Consider the following 21,361-nt stretch of genomic DNA (forward strand, 5'->3'; position numbering starts at 1 on the left):
CCGTCGCCACCCTCGCTAGCGTGCCGCGCATGACGACCACCGGCGCCCACCCCCGCTTCGCCCAGGCCCTGAGCGAGCTCGGCCTCGACGAGCTGACCCCGCGCGTCCGCCGCTTCCCCGACGCGACCCGAACCGCCGCGGAGGCCGCCGCCGCGATCGGCTGCGAACCGGCCGAGATCTGCAAGTCCCTCGTCTTCGCGGCGGACGGCGCGCCGGTCCTCGTGCTGATGGACGGGGCCTCCCGGGTCGACGTCGAGCGCGTGCGGCAGGAACTCGGCGCGCAGCGCGTGACGCGGGCGGCCGCCGACGTCGTGCGGGAGACGACGGGGTACGCGATCGGCGGGGTGCCGCCCTTCGGGCACCGCACGCGCACGCGTGTCCTCGCCGACCGGGGTCTCCTGGCGCACGGCGTCGTCTGGGCGGCGGCCGGCGATCCGCACGCCGTCTTCCCCATCGCTCCCGACGCGCTGATCCGGCACGCGGGCGCGGCCCTCGTGGACGTCCGCGAACGCACCGCGTGACCCCCCTGGTCACCGCCGCCGTCCTGCTCGCCGCCGTCACCCACGCCGGCTGGAACGCCATCGCGCACCGGATCACCGACAAGCTCGCCGGGTTCGCGCTCATCGCCGGCGGCGGCATGCTCATCGGCCTCGTGCTCGCGCCGTTCACCGCGTGCCCGGCGGCACGTGCCTGGCCGTACCTGATGTGCTCCGCGGTGATCCACATCGCCTATTACGCGCTGCTCATGCGCGCGTTCCGGCTCGGCGACTTCGGGCAGGCGTACCCGCTGGCGCGCGGCTCGGCGCCCCTCGTCGTCACCGTCCTGGCCGCCGTCTTCGCGCACGAGACGCCCGACGGCCCGGCGGCCGCCGGGATCGCGCTGTCCTGCGCGGGGCTGACCGGCGTCGCCCTCTGGGGGCTGCGCGGGCGGCGGCCCGACGGGGCGGCCATCGGAGCCGCCCTCGCCACCGGGGCGACCATCGCGGCGTACACGGTCGTCGACGGCCTCGGCGTCCGCGCCTCCGGCTCCTCCCTGGGGTACATCGCCTGGCTGATGGCCGTGCAGGGAGCCGTCGTCCCGGCGTACGCCGTGCACCGGTGGCGCGGCCGGACCCTCGCCGTCCTGCGCCCCTTCGCCGCCCTCGGCCTGCTCGGCTCGGCCCTGTCCGTCCTCGCCTACGCCCTCGTGCTGTGGGCGCAGACCCGCGCCGAACTCGCCCCGGTCGCAGCGCTGCGCGAGTCGTCGGTGCTGGTCGGGGCCGCCATCGGGGCGCTGTTCTTCAAGGAGCGGTTCGGCGTGCCCCGCCTCGTCGCCGCCGGGCTGCTGGTCGCCGGCATCGGTCTGATGCTCCACCCGGGCTGACGCCCGCCGGCCCGGGCCGTCCGCTGGGTGCGGCCGCTCGCTCCGAGGCGCACCCTGGAACCACAGGCTTCGGAGGTGACCGTCATGACGCACACCGCAACACGCACCACGGTCGGATGGCATGTCGAGCTGGAGTTCGAGGAGGACGACCGGCACACGCGCGCGGTCGCGCTGGTGCGGCTGCCCGACGGGACCGAGGTGCGGTCCCAGGGGCACGCCAGCCGGCACACCGTGGACGCGGACCAGCCACGGGTCGGCGAGGAGATCGCCGGCGCCCGCGCGCTCAACGAGATCGCCATGCAGCTGCTGACCAAGGCGCACACCGAGATCGACGACGCCTCGGGACGGACGTCGCACCCGATCAACGTCTAGACGCCGTCACCCGGCATCCCGCATCCCGCATCCGGCATCCGGCATCCGGCATCCGGCATCCGGCATCCGGCATCCGGCACCGGTGTCCGTCACCGTGATGCCGATGCCGATGCCGATGCCGGCGCCGTCACGACGTCGCCGCGGTGGCCGTCCGCAGCGCCCGCAGCAGTGCCTGCGCCCGCGGGTCCGCCGTCACGCTCGTCCGGAAGCCGTTGGTGACATAGGCGAAGGCGATCCCCGACTCCGGGTCGGCGAGGCCGAGGGCGCCGCCGCGGCCCGGGTGGCCGAAGGCGCGGGGCGACAGCAGCGGGGAGGCGGCGCCGTGCAGCATGGGGCCGAGGCCGAACCGCGTGTTCACCACCAGGACCCGGTCCGGTCCCGACGACTGCTCGCCGCGCGCGAGTTCCACCGTCTCCGGCCGCAGCAGCCGCACCCCGCCCTCCACGTCACCGATCAACGACGCGTAGAAGCGGGCCAGGCCCTCGGCGGTCGCGATGCCGTTGGAGGCGGGCAGGGCGGCGGCCCGGTACGCGGCGTCGTTCTCGTCGGGCAGCGGGGTGATCGCGGCGAAGGCGCGGCGGGTGAGGGAGGCCGGATCGGCGTACGCCGCGGTGACGGCGGGCTTGGGCCGGGTCCGCAGCGCGCCCGTCTGCGCCGGCGTCTCCACCTGGCCCACGCGCCCCGCCCGCCCGCGCTCCGCCGCCGGCAGCCCGAGCCACAGGTCGGCGCCGGCGGGCCGGGCGATCTCGTCGGCGATCCACTCGCCGACCGGCCGCCCGGTGATCCGCCGCACCAGCTCGCCGGTGAGCCAGCTGTAGGTCTGCGCGTGGTAGCCGTGGTCCGTCCCGGGCTCCCAGACGGGGGCCTGCGCCGCGACCGCCGCCGCGCCCAGGTCGGGGTCGGCGGCCTCGGCGGGCGTCAGCGGCCGGTCGAGGACCGGCACGCCCGCGCGGTGCGCGAGGACATGCCGCACGAGGGTGCGCTCCTTGCCGGCCGCCTTGTACTCGGGCCAGTACGTGCCCACGGGCGCGTCCAGGTCGAGCTCGCCGCGCTGGTGCAGCAGCAGGAGCGCGGCGGCGACCACGCCCTTGGTCGCCGAGCGCACGATCTGGGCCGTGCCCTGCTCCCAGGGGGCCGTGCCGTCGACGTCCTTCGTGCCGCCCCACAGGTCGACCACCTTGCGGCCGTCGCGGTAGACGGCGACCGCCGCGCCCCGGTCGCCGAGCGCCGCGAAGTTGCGTGCGAACGCCTCCCGGACCGGCTCGAAGCCCTCGGCCACCGCACCGTTCACGTCCACGCCCGTACGTCCTCTCGCAGATCGCCTTCAACTCATCGGGCAACGCGCGCGGCGAGCCTGCGATTCCGTCGTCCCGTCAGCCGAGAATGATCGTTACATCGATGTTGCCGCGCGTGGCGTTCGAGTAGGGGCACACCTGGTGCGCCGCGTCGACCAGCTTCTCCGCGAGGCCCGGGTCCAGCACGGGCAGCGAGACGCTGAGCGCCACCGCGAGCCCGTAGCCCTTGCTGCTGTTCGGGCCGATCCCGACCTTCGCCGCCACCGTCGACCCCGTCAGGTCGTAGCCCGCCCGGTTGCCGACCAGGATCAGCGCGTTGTGGAAGCAGGAGCTGTAGCCGGCCGCGAAGAGCTGCTCCGGGTTGGTGCCGTCGCCGTCGCCGCCGAGCTGCGGCGGCATCGCCACCTTCAGCGCGATCTGGCCGTCCTGACTGGTCACGAACCCGTCGCGGCCCCCGTGCGCGGTGGCCTCGGCGACGTACATGATCTTCGTCGGACGGGTGTCGGCGGTGCCGGCCGTCCCGGCGGTCTCTTTCGTGCCGACTGCGGCGCCCTCTGTCACGGCGGTCCCTCCCCAAACATCTTCCCCAATTACATCGTGCACAAGGTACCGGCCGGTAGGTAGGTGCGTCCCGGGCAGGGAGGAGTAACCTGCGGTAACTTTCGTGCGGGCCGCGGAGCTGTGCGGCCGGCCGGACGGTCCGGCGCCCGAGCCGGTCCTAGCGGGCGCGGTCCGCCGTCGGGTGCGCGCGCTCCGCGAGACCCCACAGCTCCTCGCGCAGCCGCGCGATCTCCGCCGTCTCCAGTCCCGTCGACGCGAGCAGCGACCCGGGGACGCGCTCCGCCCGCTCCCTCAGCTTCTCGCCGGGGCCGGTGCACGCCACCAGCACCGAACGCTCGTCGTGCGCCGCGCGCTCCCGGCGCACCAGCCCCGCCGCCTCCAGGCGCTTCAGCAGCGGCGACACCGTGCCGTAGTCCAGCCGCAGCGCCGACGCCAGGTCCTTGACCCTCGTCTCGCCGCGCTCCCACAGCACCAGCAGCACGAGGTACTGCGGGTAGGTCAGGCCCAGCTCGTCCAGCAACGGGCGGTAGGCGGCCGTCACCGCGCGCTGGGCCGCGTACAGCGCGAAGCACAGCTGCTCGTCGAGGAGCAGCAGCGAGCGGTCGGCGGCGGGTTCCTCGTCAGTCACGCGCCCATTGTCGCGGAGCGCGGGTCGAACCCGAAGGGCAGCTCCAGGCGATGGGCGCGCATCAGGGCCTCGTCGGCGAGCAGCTCGCCCGTCGGGCCGTCCGCCGCGATCACGCCCTCGCTGAGGACCAGGGCGCGCGGGCAGAGCTCCAGGGCGTACGGCAGATCGTGCGTGACCATCAGCACCGTGACGTCCAACGCCCGCAGGATGTCGGCCAGTTCGCGACGCGAGGCGGGGTCGAGGTTGGAGGACGGCTCGTCCAGGACGAGGATCTCCGGCTCCATCGCGAGGACCGTCGCGACGGCCACCCGGCGCCGCTGCCCGAAGGAGAGGTGGTGCGGAGGACGGTCCTTGAACTCCGCCATGCCCACCTGCGTGAGCGCGTGGTCGACCCGCGCCTCCAGCGCGGCCCCCTTCAGTCCGGCCGCCGCCGGCCCGAACGCCACGTCCTCGCGGACGGTCGGCATGAACAGCTGGTCGTCCGGGTCCTGGAAGACGATGCCGACCCTGCGCCGGATCTCGGCCATGTGCCGCTTGTCCACGGGCAGTCCGGCCACCGTCACCGTGCCGGTCCCGCCGGTCAGGATGCCGTTGAGGTGCAGCACGAGGGTCGTCTTGCCGGCGCCGTTCGGCCCGAGCAGCGCGACCCGCTCCCCGCGCGCGACGCGGAAGTCCACGCCGAACAGGGCCTGGTGGCCGTCGGGGTAGGCGAAGGCGAGGCCGGCCACGTCGAGGGAGGCCGGCACGCCGGAGGGCGCCGTCGCGTCGGGGGAGCTCGTCACATCGGTCATAGGGCCCATCCCAGCACGCAGACGACGAGAGCGGCGAACGGGAGGGCCAGCGCGTACGACCACTGGGCCCGGGACGCGCTCACCTCGTCGATCACCGGCATGGAACCGGCGTACCCCCGGCTGAGCATGGCCAGGTGCACGCGTTCGCCGCGCTCGTAGGAGCGGATGAAGAGCGCGCCCGCCGACTTCGCGAGCACCCCCCAGTGCCGCACCCCGCGGGCCTCGAAGCCGCGTGACTCCCGGGCGATCCGCATGCGCCGCATCTCGTCCGTGATGACGTCGCCGTAACGGATCATGAAGGAGGCGATCTGCACGAGCAGCGGCGGCAGTTTCAGCCGCTGCAGCCCGAGCAGCAGCTCGCGCAGTTCGGTGGTGGACGCCAGCAGCACGGACGCGGCGACGCCCAGAGTGCCCTTCGCGAGCACGTTCCAGGCGCCCCACAGCCCGTCGACGCTGAGGGACAGTCCGAGGACGTCGGCCCGCTCGCCCTCCGCGACGAACGGCATCAGCACGGCGAACGCGACGAACGGCGCCTCGATCAGCAGCCGCTTCAGCAGGAGGCCGGCGGGCACGCGCGCGCGATGCGCGACGAAGGCCAGCAGCAGCGCGTACAGGCCGAACGCCCACATCGCCTCCCGGGGCGTCGACACGACGACGACCACGAACGCGAGGACGGCGGCCAGTTTGGTGTGCGGCGGCAGACCGTGCACGGGGGAGTGCCCGTGCAGGTAGAGCCGGTGGGCGTGGCCTGCTCCCATGGCCTCAGACGTTCTCTACGGCCGTGGGGGACACGTCGGCGCCGCGTCGCCTGCGCACCGCCCAGAACACCGCGCTGCCGCCGACGACGGTCACGCCGACGCCGATGACGCCGGCGAGGCCGCCGGACAGGCGGGCGTTCGTCACGTCCTTGACGCCGTAGTCGGCGAGCGGGGAGTCGGAGGTCGCGTGCTTCCCGGTCTTCGCGTCGATGCCCTTGTCGGCGGCGACCTTCTCCAGGCCGTCGGGGCTCGCGGAGGCGTAGAAGCTGACGAATCCGGCCAGCACGAGCGAGGTGACCAGGCCCGTCACCCACAGTGTGCGCCGCGACGTGCGCGCCGCCGCCGGGAGGGCGGAGCCGGCGGGCGCCGCGTCGGCCGCCGGGGCGTCGACGAGTTCGCCGTTCACCCGCAGCCGGAGCGTCTGCCGCAGGCCGCGGGCGCCGTGGACGAGGTCCGGCCGCACCGCGAGCACGGCGCCCACGGTCAGCGCGGTGATCACGGCCTCGCCGACGCCGATCAGCACATGCACGCCGATCATGGCGGTGGCGACCTTGCCGATGGCCACGTCGGTGGTGCCGCCGATCCAATACAGGAACGTGAAGGCCACGGCGGCGGCGGGCACGGACAGCGCGGCGGCGAGGAAGGACGCGACCGTGACGGACCGGCGACCGTGCGGCAGCAACTTCACCAGGCCGCGGAAGACGGCGTACGCGACGACCGTCGTCACGATGGCCATGTCGGTGATGTTCACGCCGAGGGCGGTGAGTCCGCCGTCGGCGAAGAGGACGCCCTGCATGAGCAGGACCACGGACACGCACAGGATGCCGGTGAAGGGACCCACGAGTATCGCGGCGAGCGCACCGCCGAGCAGATGGCCGCTGGTCCCCGCCGCGACGGGGAAGTTGAGCATCTGCACGGCGAAGATGAACGCCGCGACGAGGCCGGCCAGCGGCGCCGTGCGGTCGTCGAGCTCGCGGCGCGCACCGCGCAGGCTCACGGCGATGGCGCCCGCTGCGACGACTCCGGTCACGGCGGAGGTCGGGGCGTTGATGAATCCGTCGGGTACGTGCACCCGACGATGATAGTGGCTTGATGCGAACGGTTCGCAAGAGCGAGGAGCTTGTGCATCGAAGCGCGTTGCAGTGCGCTCCCGCGGGCGCGCCGCATCGCACAGATGAGATATGCCTGCTCGAAGGAGCGCGTCGCGGAAAATGTGGGACATTGGAAGGGAGTGGACGCACAGCTTCCGCACAGGTCACGCTGCGTGAGAGGGTCGGCCGATGTCTGTAGTCGAACAGTACGCGCGAGCCCATATCGTCACGGACGCCGACCAGGTCGACGAGGAACGGACGGCGGTTCCCGTCGTCCTGCGCTACGACCCGGACAGCGACCCCCGCTCGGTGCGGGTCGGACTGCCCGACCGGCACGAGTGGACGTTCTCCCGCAACCTCCTCGAACAGGGCCTGCGCGCCCCGGCCGGCACCGGAGAGGTCCGGGTGTGGCCGTGCGGGCGGGTCCAGGCCATCGTGGAGTTCCATTCCGCGCACGGCGTCTCGGTCGTCCAGTTCGAGTCGAAGACCCTGGTGCGGTTCCTGCGCCGCACCTACACGGCCACGGCGCATCAGCGGCCCGTCAGCCACCAGGCGTACTGATCACGCCGCGGGCCGTCAGCCGCCCAGCCGCAGCAGCGACGCCACGATCGGGCCCGCCGTGTCCCCGCCGTGGCCGCCCGCCTGGACCACGCCCGCGGCCGCGAGGTCGCCCCGGTAGGCGGTGAACCAGCCGTTGGGCTTGTCCTGGTTGTCGACCTCCGCCGAGCCCGTCTTGGCGCCGTAGTCCGGGCCGAGGCCGGACATCGCCTCGGCGGCGGTGCCGGCCGCGGCGGTGTAGTTCATCAGCTCCCGCAGCTGGGACAGTGTGGACGCCGACATCGTGCGGGAGGCCTTCGCCAGCGTGCGGTCGTCCACGGACGGGGCGACCAGGTACGGCTGGTGGAAGGAGCCCGACTTCACGGTCGCGGCGACCGACGCCATGTTCAGCGGGTTCATCCGGACCCCGCCCTGGCCGATCAGCGAGGCCGCCATCTGCGCCTTCGACTGCACCGGCACCGAACCGTCGAAGGACGGGACGCCGATCGACCAGTTGTTCATCGACAGACCGAACACCTGCTGGGCCTGCTTGGTCAGGCTGTCGTCGTCCAGCTCCGGCGCCTGGCTGATGAAGGCGGTGTTGCAGGAGCGGGCGAAGCTCGCCTTGAACGTGCCGCCGGTGATCTCGAAGTCGTCGTCGTTGTGGAACTTCCAGCCGCCGTAGGTGAACGTCTTCGGGCAGGGGTGCGTCTTGTCCGCCGACGCCAGGTCCTTCTCGATGAGCAGCGACGACGTGACGACCTTCATCGTGGAGCCGGGCGCCAGCGAGCCGTTGAACGCGGTGTTGAAGCCGTGACCGGCGTTGGCCACCGCGAGGATCTCGCCCGTGGAGGGGCGCAGCACGACGACCGACGACTTCGCGGTCTTCGCCACCTGCTGCTCGGCGGCCGTCTGGAGGGCCGCCTTCAGCGTGGTCTTCACGGTGCCCGGCGTGCCCTTGCTGAGCTCCAGCAGCGTCTTGTCGGAGGCCTTCTTCGCCTTGGCCGCCTTGCCCCGGACGATCTGGAGCTCGACGCCCGCCTTGCCGCCGGCCTTCTTGCCGTACTTCTCCCGCAGCCCGTCCAGCACCGGGGCCAGGGAAGGGTACTTCGCGACCGTCAGCTCGCCGCCGTCGCGGTCGACGGCCTTGACCGGCGGGGTGCCCGACGCGCCGGTGACGAGCCGGTCGCCGTCCTGCAGGTCCGGGTGGACGACCGAGGCGTGCCAGTCGACCTGCGCCTTCCCGTTCTTCGGATTGCGGACCACGGTGAGCGCGCTGGCGTACGACAGCGGCTTGCTGACGTCCTTGTACGTCACCGTGCCCTTCACCCGGAACGGGACCCTGGCGCCCTTGGCCTCGCCGGCGCTGAGGGCGACGCCCGTGACGTGGGCGTCCTTGCCGTAGCCGGTCAGCAGGGCGGAGGCGGCCGCGGAGTCGTCCGTGGCGGCGGCCGCCTGGGCCACCTTGCCCCCCTGCCAGGCCGTGAGGAACCGCTCGGCCACGGTCTTGGCCTCGGCCGCCGACGGCGGATCGGCCCTGACCCGCGGCACCTGCCTGCCGTCCGCGGCCGCGGCGGAACCGTCGTCGGCCGCCGCCCCGCCGTACAGCGCGTAGACGCCGAACCCGGCGCCCGCGACGACTACGGCGATCATGCCGCCGGCCACGGCGGGACGCCGCTTGCTGCGCTGCTCTTCGACGCGCCTTCTCTTGCCCACTGCGTGCGATCCTCCGGATCCCCTGGGGCTTCCCCCCGCCCCGCTGCCCTCGTTGCCCTCACCGACCCCAACGACGGCAACAGCCTAGAGTCCCGTCGCGGTCGAGTGACGTCATAGGTGACGTCGGCCACTTCGGTCACGGTTCAGCCGGCCCGCAGCACCTCCGCGACGATCGGCCCCGACGCGTCGATCCCGTGGCCGCCGTCCTGGGTCATCGCGGCGGCCGCGACGTCGCCCCGGTAGCCGGTGAACCAGCTGTCGGAGCGGGCCTGTCCGTCGACCTCGGCGGAGCCGGTCTTCGCGCCGATGCGGCCGCTCAGCCCGGCCATGACCTGGGCGGCGGTGCCGCTGGTCGCGGTCCGGTTCATCATGGAGCGCAGCTGCTGGACGGTGCTCTGCGACAGCCCCTTCGCGTGGGCAGGGTCGCGGCCGTCGAGGCTGAGCGGCACGATCACCGGCTGCCGGAAGGCGCCGGTGATCGCGGTCGCGGTCACCGAGGCCATGTTCAGCGGGTTCATCTGGACCTTGCCCTGTCCGATCAGGCCGGCCGCGGTGTCCGGGCCGGCGGAGACCGGGACGGAGCCGTCGAACGAGGGGATGCCGGTCTGCCAGTCGAGGCCGATGCCGAAGCGGTCCCTGGCCTCGTTCGTCAGCGAGTCGTCCTTCACCGAGTCGGCGAACTTCACGAATGCCGTGTTGCAGGAGACGGCGAAGCTCTTGGAGAGGGTCGCGCCCTCGTCGGCCTTCATGCCGGTGATGTTCTTGAAGGTCTGGCTCTCGGAGACGGCCGAGGACGGGCAGGGCGCGGGTCCGTTCGCGGTGGTGAGCCCGTTGTCGATGAGGGTGGCCGCGCTGACGATCTTCATCGTGGAGCCGGGCGCGACCTCGCCCAGGAAGGCGGCGTTCCAGCCGTCGGTGCGGTTGTTGGCGACGGCCAGGACCTCGCCGGTGCTCGGCTTGACGGCCACCACCGACGACTGGGGGTACTTCTTGACCGCTTTCTCCGCCGCCGCCTGCACGCTCGCGCTGAGGGTGGTGGGCAGCCTGCCCGCCTTGCCCTCGGCGAGCGTCAGCAGCGGGGTGTCGGCGGTGTCGGGCGCGGCGTGCCGGATCGCCAGCTCGATGCCCGGCGTCCCGCCCGCCTTCGCCCCGTACTTGGTGCGCAACTGGTCCAGGACCGGCCCCAGGGAGGGGTACTTCTCCTTCGTCAGCACCTTGCCGTCCCGGTCCACGGCCTCGATCGACGGCGCCGACGAGCCGCCGGTGACCAGGGTGTCGTCCATGTTCCTGAGCGCGGGATGGACGACCGACGGCTGCCAGTCGACCAGCGCCTTGCCGGTGGTGACGCCCCGCACGACCGTCAGCCGGCTCCGGTAGGCGAGCGGCTTGGACTTCCCGTCGTACGTCACCGTCGCCTTCACCGCGAAGGGCACGCTGTCGCCCGCCCTCTCGCCCGGTGTGATCTTCACGCCCGTGATGTGCGCGGCCTGGCCGTACGAGGTCAGCAGCGGCCCGGCCTTCGCCGCGTTGTTGGTGAGCCCGGCGGCGGTCGCGGCCTGCCCCTTCTCCCAGGCCGCGAAGAACGCGGCGCTGGTGTCCTTCACCTCGGAGTCGCTCGGCGGCCCGCTCTTGACGGCCACCGGCTCCGCGCCTCCCGGCCCGCCGCTGCCGCCGGTGTCGCTCAGCGCGTTCACCACGTTGTAGGCCCCGTACCCGGCCCCGCCCACCATTACGGCGAACACCGAGCCGACTATGGCCGCCTTTGCCCCCTTACGCATGTTCCGCGTCCTCCCCGTAGTCCCCGTGGCGACCCTCGCGGGTCGTTTCTGAACGCGTTCAGAAATTCGCGCTCAGCCTCACAGTAAGCGCTGACACCACGCCCGGGGCGGGAGTTTCCGCAATTGTTAGACCCACGTGTCCAGCCACATCCGTGAACGCCAGTCGTCGATCGGGATGGCCTGGCCGGTGTAGAGGGGCCAGAAGTAGATGAAGTTCCAGGCGATCAGGAGGACCAGGACGCCCGCGCCCGTGGCGCCCGCGACGCGGCGGGTGTCGCTGGAGCCCGGGGGGCCGACGAGGGCGCCGATCATCATGGCCACCGCCAGACACAGGAAGGGCAGGAAGACGACGGCGTAGAAGAGGAAGATCGTGCGTTCCTGGTACATGAACCACGGCAGGTAGCCGGCGGCGATGCCGCAGGCGATCGCGCCCGCGCGCCAGTCACGGCGGAACAGCCAGCGCCACAGCACGAACAGCACCGCGAAACAGGCCGCCCACCACAGCAGCGGGGTGCCGATGGCCAGCACCTCGCGCGCGCACTTCTCGCCCGCGTCCGTCGGACAGCCGTCCGTGCCGGGCGCCGGGGACTCGTAGAAGTAGGAGACCGGACGGCCGAGGACGAGCCAGCTCCACGGGTTCGACTGGTACGTGTGCGGCGACGTGAGGTGGGTGTGGAACTCGTACACCTCGTGCTCGTAGTGCCACAGGCTCCGCCACCAGTCGGGGAACAGCCACGTCCAGCTGCCGCCCCTGCCGTCGGTGGCCGCCCAGTTGCGGTAGTAGCCGCCCTTGCCGTCCGTGGCGGACAGGATCCAGCCCGTCCACGACACCAGGTAGGTGACCAGCGCGATCGGCACCGTCGCCAGGAACGCGAAGCCCGTGTCCCGCTTCAGCACCGCCAGGAACGGGCGCCGGGCCCCCGCCACCCTGCGCGAGCCGACGTCCCACAGCACCGTCATCAGACAGAACGCGACCATGATGTACAGGCCGTTCCACTTCGTGCCGATGGCCAGGCCCAGCATCAGGCCCGCCACCCAGCGCCAGGGCCGCCACCCGATGCGGGTCGTCTCCGCGAGGTGCGCGTCCGGGCGGCAGCGGCCGTCGGCGTCCGGTTCGAGCGCCGCGGCGAGTCGCGCGCGAGCCCAGTCCCGGTCGGCCACCAGACAGCCGAACGCCGCCAGCACGAAGAACATCAGCACCCCGTCGAGCAGGGCCGCGCGGCTCATCACGAAGTGCAGTCCGTCCACCGCCATCAGCGCGCCCGCGAGGCAGCCGAGGAACGTGGAGCGGAAGAGGCGGCGGCCGATCCGGCACAGCATCAGCACGCTGAGCGTGCCGAGCACCGCCGTCATGAACCGCCAGCCGAACGGGTCGAAGCCGAAGAGCAGTTCGCCCAGCCCGATCACGTACTTCCCGACCGGCGGATGCACGACGTACGCCGCGTCCCCCGGGATCGGGACATGACCGCCCGAGGAGAGGATGGCGTCGTTGGCGTTCTTGTCCCAGTTGACCTCGAACCCGCGGTGGACGAGCGCCCACGCGTCCTTCGCGTAGTACGTCTCGTCGAATATCACCGCCCTGGGGCTGCCCAGATGCCAGAACCGCAGCACGCCCACGAACAGCGTGACCAGCAGCGGACCGAGCCACGGCGACCAGCGCACGATCCGGTCCGCCCATGCGTACGGGACGCCGAGCGCCTGCCACAGCCGCGGGCCGGGCTGCGCGAACGGCGGCAGCAGACGCTCCCGGACGTCGGCGGAGGACTGCGCCGGCCAGCCGAAACGGCGCAGCCGCTGCTGCCACGACGGCCGCCGGTCGTGCGGCGCCGGGTCCTGCCGGTAGTCCGTGGAGTCCATGGAGGACGCGGTACTGGTCACCGCGCCATCGTAGGGAACACGTCTGTGTGAGTCCCGTGTCTCTCCCCCTGCGAGGATGGAAACGTGACAGCCACGCCCCGAACCGCCCCCGGAGTCCTCGTCCTCGCCGGCACGCCGATCGGCGACGTCGCGGACGCCCCGCCGCGCCTTGCCGACGAACTGACCGGCGCCGACGTCATCGCCGCCGAGGACACCCGCCGACTGCGCCGACTGACCCAGGCCCTGGGCGTGACGCCCAAGGGTCGGGTGGTGTCCTACTTCGAGGGCAACGAGGCCGCCCGCACACCCGAGCTGGTCGAGGAACTCGTCGGCGGCGCACGGGTGCTGCTGGTCACCGACGCCGGGATGCCCTCGGTCTCCGACCCCGGCTACCGGCTGGTCGCCGCCGCCGTGGAGCGGGACGTCCGCGTCACCGCCGTCCCCGGTCCGTCCGCGGTGCTCACCGCGCTGGCCCTGTCCGGGCTGCCCGTCGACCGGTTCTGCTTCGAGGGGTTCCTGCCGCGCAAGGCGGGCGAACGGCTGTCGCGGCTGCGCGACGTCGCCGACGAGCGCCGCACGCTCGTCTACTTCGAGGCCCCCCACCGGCTCGACGACACCCTCGCCGCGATGGCCGAGGTGTTCGGCGCGGACCGGCGGGCCGCCGTCTGCCGCGAACTGACCAAGACGTACGAAGAGGTCAAGCGCGGCCCGCTCGGCGAACTGGCCCGGTGGGCGGCCGAGGGCGTGCGGGGCGAGATCACCGTCGTCGTCACCGGCGCGCCGGAACGCGGGCCCGAGGAGCTCGACGCGACGGAGCTCGTACGGCGTGTGCGGGTGCGCGAGGAAGCCGGCGAACGCCGCAAGGAGGCCATCGCGGCGGTCGCGGCGGAGGCCGGACTGCCCAAGCGCGAAGTGTTCGACGCGGTGGTGGCCGCGAAGAACTCCGGTGTGCTGTGACGGGTGTGCCGGTCCCGCCGTGACGGCTGGCGCCGGGGCGGTGTGAAGGGGCTCACACCCCCTCTGAGCAGGGCGCATGTCGTCTGAGCGTGCGCCCCATGCGCGGGCAAAGGACCGCGGGCCCTGGGGCAAGGGACACCCAAATCGGCTTCAACAGTGCACAGGTCGAGTGCATTCGCCGCGGGGGAGGCGTCCACTGGACGACGGGACGTGAACCGTCCCACCAGCGGACCACGGGAGCGGTCATGAGTGACATCACAGGGCAGACCGGCCTCCGCGGCGGCGCGAGCGCCGTCGTCAACGAGTCGTACTCCTTCGCCTGCATGCGCTGCGGGCACGGCTGGGAACAGTCGTACGAGATCGAGCACCACACCGACGCCGACGGCCACGAGTTCGTCCTCTACGTGGCGAACGGGCGTGTCGTGCCGTCGCCGCTGAGCCGGCCGGCCTGCCAGAACTGCGACGGGCACATCGTGCGCATCATGCGGGCCGGTCAGGTCTCCTCGGTGCTGAGCGCCGCCCGTCAGCGCAAGACGTCCCCGGCCGGACCGGTCCAGGCGCCGGTGACGGCGGCCGAGGGGCAGCCCGAGGGCGGCCCGCAGGGACAGCCCCAGCACCACTGGCACCTTTCCGACCTGCTGCACCCGTTCCGCAAGGCGAGCTAGCCGGGAGCCGGCCGGGGAGGGCGAGCCCCTTCCGTAGGATCGGGGCATGTCTTCGAACGCCGGCGACCGCGCCGACAAGAGTGCCGCGCCGCCGCTTCCGGCCCCCCTCGGGGTGCCGGTCGCGGACTCCCACACCCACCTCGACATGCAGTCGGGCACGGTGGCGGAGGCCCTCGCCAAAGCCGCGTCGGTCGGCGTGACCACGGTCGTCCAGGTCGGCTGCGACGTACGCGGCTCCCGTTGGGCGGCCGAGACGGCGGCGGCGCACGACAGCGTGCACGCCGCCGTCGCCCTGCACCCGAACGAGGCGCCGCGGATCGTGCACGGCGACCCCGGGGGAGGAGGGTCCCGCCAGGGCCCGCGGACGCCGGGCGGCCCGGCCGCGCTCGACGAGGCGCTCGCCGAGATCGACCGCCTCGCCGCGCTCCCGCACGTCAAGGGCGTCGGCGAGACGGGCCTCGACCACTTCCGCACCGGCCCCGAGGGCAAGGACGCCCAGGAGAGCTCCTTCCGCGCCCACATCGAGATGGCCAAGCGGCACGGCAAGGCCCTGGTCATCCACGACCGCGACGCGCACGCCGACGTCCTGCGCGTCCTGAAGGAGGAGGGCGCCCCGGAGCGGACCGTCTTCCACTGCTACTCCGGCGACGCCGAGATGGCCGAGATCTGCGCCCGCGCCGGCTACTTCATGTCCTTCGCGGGCAACGTCACCTTCAAGAACGCCCAGAACCTCAGGGACGCCGTCGCCGTGGCGCCCGCGGAGCTGCTCCTGGTGGAGACCGACGCCCCGTTCCTGACTCCGGCGCCCTATCGCGGACGCCCGAACGCCCCCTACCTCATTCCCGTCACCGTGCGCGCCATGGCCGCCGTGCGGGGCGTCGACGAGGACGTCCTGGCCGCCGCTCTCGCCGCCAACACGGCACGCGCGTTCGGGTACTGACCCGCACACCCGCGTCGAACACCACTCTGGGTAGCCGCGTCACTTTGGAGAGTGACCGCCGCTCCGCTAGGTTCTGGGGGCCCGATCCGGACCCCACCCCTGGAGTGTCGGCGTGAGCAACTCGCAGTACCTCGAGTACGGGCCGTACGGCGGCGCCGGGACGCAGGTCGACCTGCACAACGCCGAGACGATCGCCTACGGCGTGTACGCGGCGCCCGGGACGTACGACGACACGTACCGCCCCTCGTACGAGGAGTTCGCCGAGTACCAGGCGGACGGGGCGGACGGGGCGCCCGGGACGTACGACGCGCACGAGACGCATGACGCGCGGCCGGCCCGGGCCGAGCCCGTGCGGACGCTGCAGCTGACCGAGCCGCTGCTCCCGCTCCCCGAACCGCCGCTGCCGGCGCAGGGCACGGGGCGGCGGGCGGGGCGCCGGCGCCGGGCACGCGACGCCGAGCGCCCGGAGTCCGCGGTGCGCAGGCTTCTCCCGCAGGCCCTCGTCGTCGCGTTCCTGGCCGGCGGCACCACCGCGTTCGTCGCCGACGACAAGGCGGTGGAGCTGACCGTCGACGGCAGGCCGCGCACCCTGCACACCTTCGCCGACGACGTGGGCGAGCTCCTCGCGGACGAGGGCGTGCGGGTGGGCGAGCACGACGTGGTCGCACCCGCCGCGGGCACGGACCTCGCCAGCGGCGACGAGATCACCGTGCACTACGGGCGGCCCGTCCGGCTCACCCTGGACGGACAGCGGCACGAGTGGTGGACGACCGCGCACACCGTCGAGGAGGCGCTCCGGCAGCTCGGGGTGCGGGCGGAGGGCGCGTACATGTCCGTCTCGCGCTCCCAGCGCATCGGTCGCGCGGGGCTGGCGCTGGACGTGCGCACCGAGCGCTCCGTCACCGTCATGGCCGACGGCCGGGCCCGCACCATCCGCACCAACGCGGCGACCGTGCGCGAGGCGGTCGCCGCCGCCGGGATCACCCTGCGCGGCGAGGACACCACCTCCGTCGACCCCGGCAGCTTCCCGCGTGACGGCCAGACGGTCACCGTGCTGCGGATCACCGGCTCCGAGGAGGTCCGCGAGGAGCAGATCCCGTTCCACGTGCGGCGCACCGAGGACCCCTCGCTGTTCAAGGGCGCCGAGGTGGTCGAGCGGGCCGGACAGCCCGGACTGCGGCGCATCACCTACGCCCTGCGCTCCGTGAACGGCGTGCGGCAGAAACCCCGGCGGATCCGTGACGAGATCGTGCGCGAGCCGCGCGAGCAGCGGGTGAGGGTCGGGACGAAGCCGCTGCCGTCGTCGGTGCGGGGAGCCGACGGCCTGGACTGGCGCGCGCTCGCGGCCTGCGAGTCGGGCGGCCGGCCCGGCGCCGTCGACCCGTCGGGCAACTACGGCGGGCTCTACCAGTTCGACACCCGTACCTGGCAGAGCCTCGGCGGCAGCGGACGGCCCCAGGACGCCCCGGCGGCGGAGCAGACGCTCCGCGCGAAGAAGCTGTACGTCCGGCGCGGCGCGAGCCCCTGGCCGCACTGCGGACGCCGCCTGCACGGCTGACGGCGACGCCCACCCGCCGCCCCCTGCACCCACGGCCGCCCCACAGGGTTCGGGGGCATGGCGGCGGTGCGGGGGTGGGGGCGCGGCCCCGTACCCTGGTGCCGTGAGCAGCAGCCCCCCTTCCGACGCCCTCCTGGGCCCCGCCGACATCCGTGAGCTGGCGGCCGTCCTCGGCGTGCGGCCCACCAAGCAGCGCGGCCAGAACTTCGTGATCGACGCGAACACCGTCCGCCGGATCGTGCGCACCGCCGACGTCCGGCCCGACGACGTGGTCGTCGAGGTCGGTCCCGGGCTCGGCTCCCTCACCCTCGCCCTGCTGGAGGTCGCCGACCGGGTCACGGCCGTCGAGATCGACGACGTCCTGGCCGGCGCGCTGCCCGCGACGATCACCGCCCGCATGCCGCAGCGCGCGGAGCGGTTCGCGCTGGTGCACTCCGACGCGATGCACGTGACCGGGCTGCCGGGCCCCGCCCCCACCGCGCTCGTCGCGAACCTGCCGTACAACGTGGCCGTGCCCGTCCTGCTGCACATGCTGGAGACGTTCCCGAGCATCGAACGCACCCTCGTCATGGTCCAGTCGGAGGTCGCCGACCGGCTCGCAGCGGGCCCCGGCTCGAAGGTGTACGGCGTGCCGTCCGTGAAGGCGAACTGGTACGCCGACGTCAAGCGGGCCGGAGCGATCGGCCGCAAGGTGTTCTGGCCGGCGCCGAACGTGGACAGCGGGCTGGTGTCGCTGGTGCGGCGGTCCGAGCCGATCAGGACCACGGCGTCCCGGCGCGAGGTCTTCGCCGTCGTCGACGCGGCCTTCGCCCAGCGCCGCAAGACACTGCGCGCCGCGCTCGCCGGCTGGGCGGGGTCGGCCGCCGCCGCCGAGAAGGCCCTGGTCGCCGCCGGGGTGTCCCCGCAGGCCCGCGGCGAGGCCCTCACCGTCGAGGAGTTCGCCCGGATCGCCGAGCACCTGCAGCAGGACGCCGCGTGAGCGCCGGCGTCACCGTGCGGGTGCCCGCCAAGGTCAACGTGCAGCTCGCGGTGGGCGCGGCCCGCCCGGACGGCTTCCACGACCTGGCCAACGTGTTCCTGGCGGTCGGCCTGTACGACGAGGTCACGGTGACCCCGGCCGACGCCCTCCGCGTCACCTGCGAGGGCCCGGACGCGGCCCAGGTGCCCCTGGACCGCACGAACCTGGCGGCGCGGGCCGCGATCGCCCTCGCCGAGCGGTACGGCCGCACCCCCGACGTGCATGTGCACATCGCCAAGGACATCCCGGTCGCCGGGGGCATGGCGGGCGGCAGCGCGGACGGCGCGGGCGCACTGCTGGCCTGCGACACGCTGTGGGGCACCGGCGCCACCCGCGACGAACTCCTGGACATCTGCGCCGAGTTGGGCAGCGATGTGCCGTTCAGCCTGGTCGGCGGGGCCGCTCTCGGTACCGGGCGTGGCGAGAAGCTGACGGCCCTGGAGACGGGCGGCGCCTTCCACTGGGTGTTCGCGATGGCCGGGCGGGGGCTGTCGACGCCGGCCGTGTTCCGCGAGTTCGACCGGCTCACCCGGGGAACGGACGTCCCCGAGCCGGCCGCCTCGGACGCGCTCCTGGACGCCCTCGCGACGGGCGACCCCGACGCCCTCGCGGCCACCGTCTCCAACGACCTGCAGCCCGCCGCGCTGTCGCTCTTCCCGGAACTCGCCGACACCCTGGACGCGGGGCGCGGGGCGGGAGCGCTGGCCGCGCTGGTCTCGGGCTCGGGCCCGACGACGGCGTTCCTCGTGCGTGATCCGGGGGCGGCGGAGACAGTGGCCGAGGCCCTGCGCGCCTCCGGCACATGCCGGGCGGCGCGGGTGGCCTCGGCGCCGGCGGCGGGGGCGACGGTGCTCTGAGGGCGGCCGCGGTCAGAGTTCGTCGATGGCGGTCAGGTCGATGACGATGTCACAGGGCTTGTCGACCTTGACCTGGTCCCGATGCATTCCTGTGTGAACGTACGCCTGGGTGAGAGGGTCCAGTTCGTACACGTGGATGACAGCCCTGTTGCCGGTCCCGCTCTGCTCGACGCGCCAGAAATTCGGGATTCCGGCGGCCGCGTACTTCTGTGGCTTGGTCGTGCGGTCCCGGGATTCCGAGTCCGGCGAGACGACCTCCACGGCGAGGAGCACGTCCTCGGCCCGGTAGCTCGTCTGATCCGGCCCGGTGGCCGCGTCGGCGCGGATCACGCTGACGTCCGGTTCGGGACCGTTGCGGGTGTCGAGGACGATGGTCATCTCGCGTTTGACCTTGAACTCGGCCGGCAGCCCACCGCGCAGACCAGTGACCAGCAGGTCGATCGCATCGGCGTGGAAAGCTCGCTGGGGACTCACGAAGACCAGGCTCCCGTCGATCAGCTCGGTGTGCGGCGGGAGATCAGGCAGCGTGAACAGGTCGTCCACGGTGTAACCGTCCTGCGGCGGCACCGGCCACCGGACGCGGCGCTTGACGGACTCGGCGGTCATGGTTCCTCCCATGGACGGGATCCTGCTGCCCGACCTCCACGGTAGCGGCCCGATCCCGAACAAGGTCATCACAAAGAGTGACCGCACCCTCGCGCCCGGTGCCTCACCCGTCAGGCCGTAGGCTTAAAGGCTGTCCGACCCCGATGCGCAGGAGTGAAATGGCCGTCAATCTGGTCAATGTCGAGAACGTCAGCAAGGTGTACGGGACCCGTGCGCTGCTCGACGGCATCTCGCTCGGCGTGTCCGAAGGGGACCGGATCGGTGTCGTCGGCCGCAACGGCGACGGCAAGACCACGCTGATCCGCATGCTCGCCAAGCTGGAGGAGGCCGACTCCGGGCGGGTCACGCACTCGGGCGGGGTACGCCTCGGAGTGCTCACCCAGCACGACTCGCTCGACGCGACCGCGACCGTCCGCCACGAGGTCATCCGGGACATGGCCGACCACGAGTGGGCCGGCAACGCCAAGGTCCGGGACGTGCTCACCGGGCTCTTCGGCGGGCTCGACCTGCCCGGCTTCCCGCAGGGCCTGGACACCGTCATCGGCCCGCTGTCCGGTGGTGAGCGCCGCCGCATCGCGCTCGCCAAGCTGCTGATCGAGGAGCAGGACCTCATCGTCCTGGACGAGCCGACCAACCACCTCGACGTCGAGGGCATCTCCTGGCTCGCCCGGCATCTGCGCGAGCGCCGTTCCGCGCTCGTCTGCGTCACCCACGACCGCTGGTTCCTCGACCAGGTCTGCACCCGCATGTGGGACGTGCAGCGCGGCGCCGTCCACGAGTACGAGGGCGGGTACTCCGACTACGTCTTCGCGCGCGCGGAGCGTGAGCGGATCGCCGCGACGGAGGAGACCAAGCGGCAGAACCTGGTCCGCAAGGAGCTGGCCTGGCTGCGCCGCGGCGCCCCCGCGCGCACGTCCAAGCCGCGCTTCCGCGTCGAGGCCGCCAACGAGCTCATCGCGGACGTGCCGCCGCCGCGCGACAGCAGCGAACTGATGAAGTTCGCCTCCTCGCGCCTCGGCCGTACGGTCTTCGACCTCGAGGACGTCACCGTGCAGGCCGGCCCCAAGGTCCTGCTGAAGCACATCACCTGGCACCTCGGCCCCGGCGACCGCATCGGCCTGGTCGGCGTCAACGGCGCCGGCAAGACCTCCCTGCTGAGGGCGCTGGCCGAGGCCGCGCGCACCGAGGGCGAGACCCAGCCGGCCGCCGGACGGATCGTCGTCGGCAGGACCGTGAAGCTCGCCTACCTCTCCCAGGAGGTCGCCGAACTCGACCCCGCCCTGCGGGTGCTGGAAGCCGTGCAGCAGGTGCGCGAGCGCGTCGACCTCGGCAAGGGGCGGGAGATGACCGCCGGGCAGCTCTGCGAGACGTTCGGCTTCAACAAGGACAAGCAGTGGACGCCGGTCGGCGACCTGTCCGGCGGCGAGCGCCGCCGGCTGCAGATCCTGCGGCTGCTGATGGACGAGCCCAACGTCCTCTTCCTCGACGAGCCCACCAACGACCTGGACATCGAGACCCTCACCCAGCTCGAGGACCTGCTCGACGGCTGGCCCGGCTCGATGATCGTCATCTCCCACGACCGGTTCTTCGTCGAGCGCACGACGGACCGCGTCTTCGCCCTCCTCGGCGACGCCGCTCTGCGGATGCTCCCGCGCGGCATCGACGAGTACATCGAGCGCCGGCAGCGCATGGAGGAGGCCGTGGCCGCCTCCGCCGCCCCCGCCGCGGCGAAGGCCGCGCCCGAGAAGAGCGCCGCCGACCAGCGCGCCGCCAAGAAGGAACTGCAGAAGATCGAGCGGCAGTTGGACAAGGTCTCCGAGAAGGAGGCCAAGCTGCACGACCGGATCGCCGCCCACGCGACCGACTTCGCGAAGGTGGCCGAACTGGACGCCGAACTGCGCGCGTTGGCCGGCGAACGCGAAGAACTCGAGCTGCGATGGCTGGATCTCGCCGAGGACGCGTGAAGGGTGCGTGAAGACGCATAACGGCGGCATCACGGGGCGGTCCTCCCTT

The 21,361-nt window shown here is 72.9% G+C and carries 21 protein-coding genes; 11 read left to right on the forward strand and 10 right to left on the reverse strand.

Annotation, left to right across the window (positions count from 1 at the left end; all coding sequences use genetic code 11):
• The first annotated feature begins 29 nt into the window (after window positions 1–29).
• The 3 genes from ACH4ZA_RS07845 to ACH4ZA_RS07855 all read left to right on the forward strand — a co-directional run bounded on the left by ACH4ZA_RS07845 (window position 30) and on the right by ACH4ZA_RS07855 (window position 1,735).
• Window positions 30–521 carry a YbaK/EbsC family protein gene (locus ACH4ZA_RS07845; RefSeq protein WP_398428479.1) on the forward strand — a complete coding sequence of 164 codons (492 nt, stop codon included), beginning with the start codon at window positions 30–32 and terminating at the stop codon, window positions 519–521.
• Window positions 518–1,363: an EamA family transporter gene (locus tag ACH4ZA_RS07850; protein WP_398428481.1), complete on the forward strand. Its 846-nt coding sequence runs from the start codon at window positions 518–520 to the stop codon at window positions 1,361–1,363. The genes ACH4ZA_RS07845 and ACH4ZA_RS07850 overlap by 4 nt, the downstream gene beginning before the upstream one ends.
• Window positions 1,364–1,447: 84 nt before the next feature.
• Window positions 1,448–1,735, forward strand: coding sequence for a DUF1876 domain-containing protein (locus ACH4ZA_RS07855; RefSeq protein WP_319276304.1), 288 nt, complete (start codon window positions 1,448–1,450; stop codon window positions 1,733–1,735).
• A gap of 127 nt (window positions 1,736–1,862) precedes the next feature.
• Here ACH4ZA_RS07855 and ACH4ZA_RS07860 read toward each other — a convergent pair whose 3' ends face one another.
• The 6 genes from ACH4ZA_RS07860 to ACH4ZA_RS07885 all read right to left on the reverse strand — a co-directional run bounded on the left by ACH4ZA_RS07860 (window position 1,863) and on the right by ACH4ZA_RS07885 (window position 6,840).
• Window positions 1,863–3,032, reverse strand: a complete 1,170-nt coding sequence (locus tag ACH4ZA_RS07860) for a serine hydrolase domain-containing protein (protein WP_398428482.1) — start codon at window positions 3,030–3,032, stop codon at window positions 1,863–1,865.
• 76 nt (window positions 3,033–3,108) lie between these two features.
• Window positions 3,109–3,591 carry an organic hydroperoxide resistance protein gene (locus tag ACH4ZA_RS07865; protein ID WP_398428484.1) on the reverse strand — a complete coding sequence of 161 codons (483 nt, stop codon included), beginning with the start codon at window positions 3,589–3,591 and terminating at the stop codon, window positions 3,109–3,111.
• A 157-nt stretch (window positions 3,592–3,748) separates the two neighbouring features.
• On the reverse strand, window positions 3,749–4,219 hold the full coding sequence (locus ACH4ZA_RS07870) for a MarR family transcriptional regulator (RefSeq protein ID WP_319276306.1): 471 nt from the start codon (window positions 4,217–4,219) through the stop codon (window positions 3,749–3,751).
• The gene (locus ACH4ZA_RS07875) at window positions 4,216–5,019 is read right to left on the reverse strand and encodes an energy-coupling factor ABC transporter ATP-binding protein (RefSeq protein WP_398428486.1); all 804 of its coding nucleotides are present in this window, start codon (window positions 5,017–5,019) and stop codon (window positions 4,216–4,218) included. Before ACH4ZA_RS07875 ends, ACH4ZA_RS07870 begins: the two co-directional genes overlap by 4 nt.
• Window positions 5,007–5,768: a cobalt ECF transporter T component CbiQ gene (gene cbiQ / locus ACH4ZA_RS07880; protein WP_319276308.1), complete on the reverse strand. Its 762-nt coding sequence runs from the start codon at window positions 5,766–5,768 to the stop codon at window positions 5,007–5,009. The genes ACH4ZA_RS07875 and cbiQ overlap by 13 nt, the downstream gene beginning before the upstream one ends.
• A 4-nt stretch (window positions 5,769–5,772) precedes the next feature.
• Window positions 5,773–6,840 carry an energy-coupling factor ABC transporter permease gene (locus ACH4ZA_RS07885; protein ID WP_398428487.1) on the reverse strand — a complete coding sequence of 356 codons (1,068 nt, stop codon included), beginning with the start codon at window positions 6,838–6,840 and terminating at the stop codon, window positions 5,773–5,775.
• 208 nt (window positions 6,841–7,048) lie between these two features.
• On the opposite strand from ACH4ZA_RS07885, the gene ACH4ZA_RS07890 reads away from it, so the two are divergent.
• On the forward strand, window positions 7,049–7,420 hold the full coding sequence (locus ACH4ZA_RS07890) for an SsgA family sporulation/cell division regulator (RefSeq protein WP_319276310.1): 372 nt from the start codon (window positions 7,049–7,051) through the stop codon (window positions 7,418–7,420).
• Between the two features lie 15 nt (window positions 7,421–7,435).
• On the opposite strand, the gene ACH4ZA_RS07895 is transcribed toward ACH4ZA_RS07890, so the two are convergent.
• The 3 genes from ACH4ZA_RS07895 to ACH4ZA_RS07905 form a co-directional block, all read right to left on the reverse strand.
• On the reverse strand, window positions 7,436–9,112 hold the full coding sequence (locus ACH4ZA_RS07895) for a penicillin-binding transpeptidase domain-containing protein (protein ID WP_398428488.1): 1,677 nt from the start codon (window positions 9,110–9,112) through the stop codon (window positions 7,436–7,438).
• 143 nt (window positions 9,113–9,255) lie between these two features.
• Window positions 9,256–10,890: a penicillin-binding transpeptidase domain-containing protein gene (locus ACH4ZA_RS07900; RefSeq protein ID WP_398428490.1), complete on the reverse strand. Its 1,635-nt coding sequence runs from the start codon at window positions 10,888–10,890 to the stop codon at window positions 9,256–9,258.
• Window positions 10,891–11,016: 126 nt separating this feature from the next.
• Window positions 11,017–12,768 carry a dolichyl-phosphate-mannose--protein mannosyltransferase gene (locus ACH4ZA_RS07905; RefSeq protein ID WP_398428492.1) on the reverse strand — a complete coding sequence of 584 codons (1,752 nt, stop codon included), beginning with the start codon at window positions 12,766–12,768 and terminating at the stop codon, window positions 11,017–11,019.
• A gap of 63 nt (window positions 12,769–12,831) precedes the next feature.
• Between ACH4ZA_RS07905 and rsmI the strand changes: the two genes are divergently transcribed.
• From rsmI to ACH4ZA_RS07935, 6 genes are all read left to right on the forward strand, one after another.
• Window positions 12,832–13,704 carry a 16S rRNA (cytidine(1402)-2'-O)-methyltransferase gene (rsmI, locus tag ACH4ZA_RS07910; protein WP_398428493.1) on the forward strand — a complete coding sequence of 291 codons (873 nt, stop codon included), beginning with the start codon at window positions 12,832–12,834 and terminating at the stop codon, window positions 13,702–13,704.
• A gap of 245 nt (window positions 13,705–13,949) precedes the next feature.
• A complete protein-coding gene (locus tag ACH4ZA_RS07915) occupies window positions 13,950–14,369 on the forward strand; it encodes a hypothetical protein (protein WP_319276315.1) in 420 nt (139 codons plus the stop codon).
• Between the two features lie 46 nt (window positions 14,370–14,415).
• On the forward strand, window positions 14,416–15,309 hold the full coding sequence (locus ACH4ZA_RS07920) for a TatD family hydrolase (RefSeq protein ID WP_319276316.1): 894 nt from the start codon (window positions 14,416–14,418) through the stop codon (window positions 15,307–15,309).
• Window positions 15,310–15,421: 112 nt separating this feature from the next.
• Window positions 15,422–16,867, forward strand: a complete 1,446-nt coding sequence (locus tag ACH4ZA_RS07925) for a ubiquitin-like domain-containing protein (protein WP_398428496.1) — start codon at window positions 15,422–15,424, stop codon at window positions 16,865–16,867.
• 103 nt (window positions 16,868–16,970) lie between these two features.
• Window positions 16,971–17,846: a 16S rRNA (adenine(1518)-N(6)/adenine(1519)-N(6))-dimethyltransferase RsmA gene (gene rsmA, locus ACH4ZA_RS07930; RefSeq protein WP_319276318.1), complete on the forward strand. Its 876-nt coding sequence runs from the start codon at window positions 16,971–16,973 to the stop codon at window positions 17,844–17,846.
• Window positions 17,843–18,742 (forward strand): 4-(cytidine 5'-diphospho)-2-C-methyl-D-erythritol kinase, encoded by a 900-nt coding sequence (locus tag ACH4ZA_RS07935; RefSeq protein WP_398428498.1) that lies wholly within the window; start codon window positions 17,843–17,845, stop codon window positions 18,740–18,742. The genes rsmA and ACH4ZA_RS07935 overlap by 4 nt, the downstream gene beginning before the upstream one ends.
• 12 nt (window positions 18,743–18,754) lie before the next feature.
• On the opposite strand, the gene ACH4ZA_RS07940 is transcribed toward ACH4ZA_RS07935, so the two are convergent.
• Entirely contained in the window at window positions 18,755–19,360 is a 606-nt protein-coding gene (locus ACH4ZA_RS07940) for a Uma2 family endonuclease (protein ID WP_398428500.1), read from the reverse strand.
• A gap of 146 nt (window positions 19,361–19,506) precedes the next feature.
• Between ACH4ZA_RS07940 and ACH4ZA_RS07945 the strand changes: the two genes are divergently transcribed.
• Window positions 19,507–21,312: an ABC-F family ATP-binding cassette domain-containing protein gene (locus ACH4ZA_RS07945; RefSeq protein ID WP_398428502.1), complete on the forward strand. Its 1,806-nt coding sequence runs from the start codon at window positions 19,507–19,509 to the stop codon at window positions 21,310–21,312.
• Window positions 21,313–21,361: the final 49 nt, after the last annotated feature.

Origin of the sequence: Streptomyces sp. NPDC020597 (assembly GCF_044335095.1) — a bacterium.
Lineage (GTDB): Bacteria > Actinomycetota > Actinomycetes > Streptomycetales > Streptomycetaceae > Streptomyces.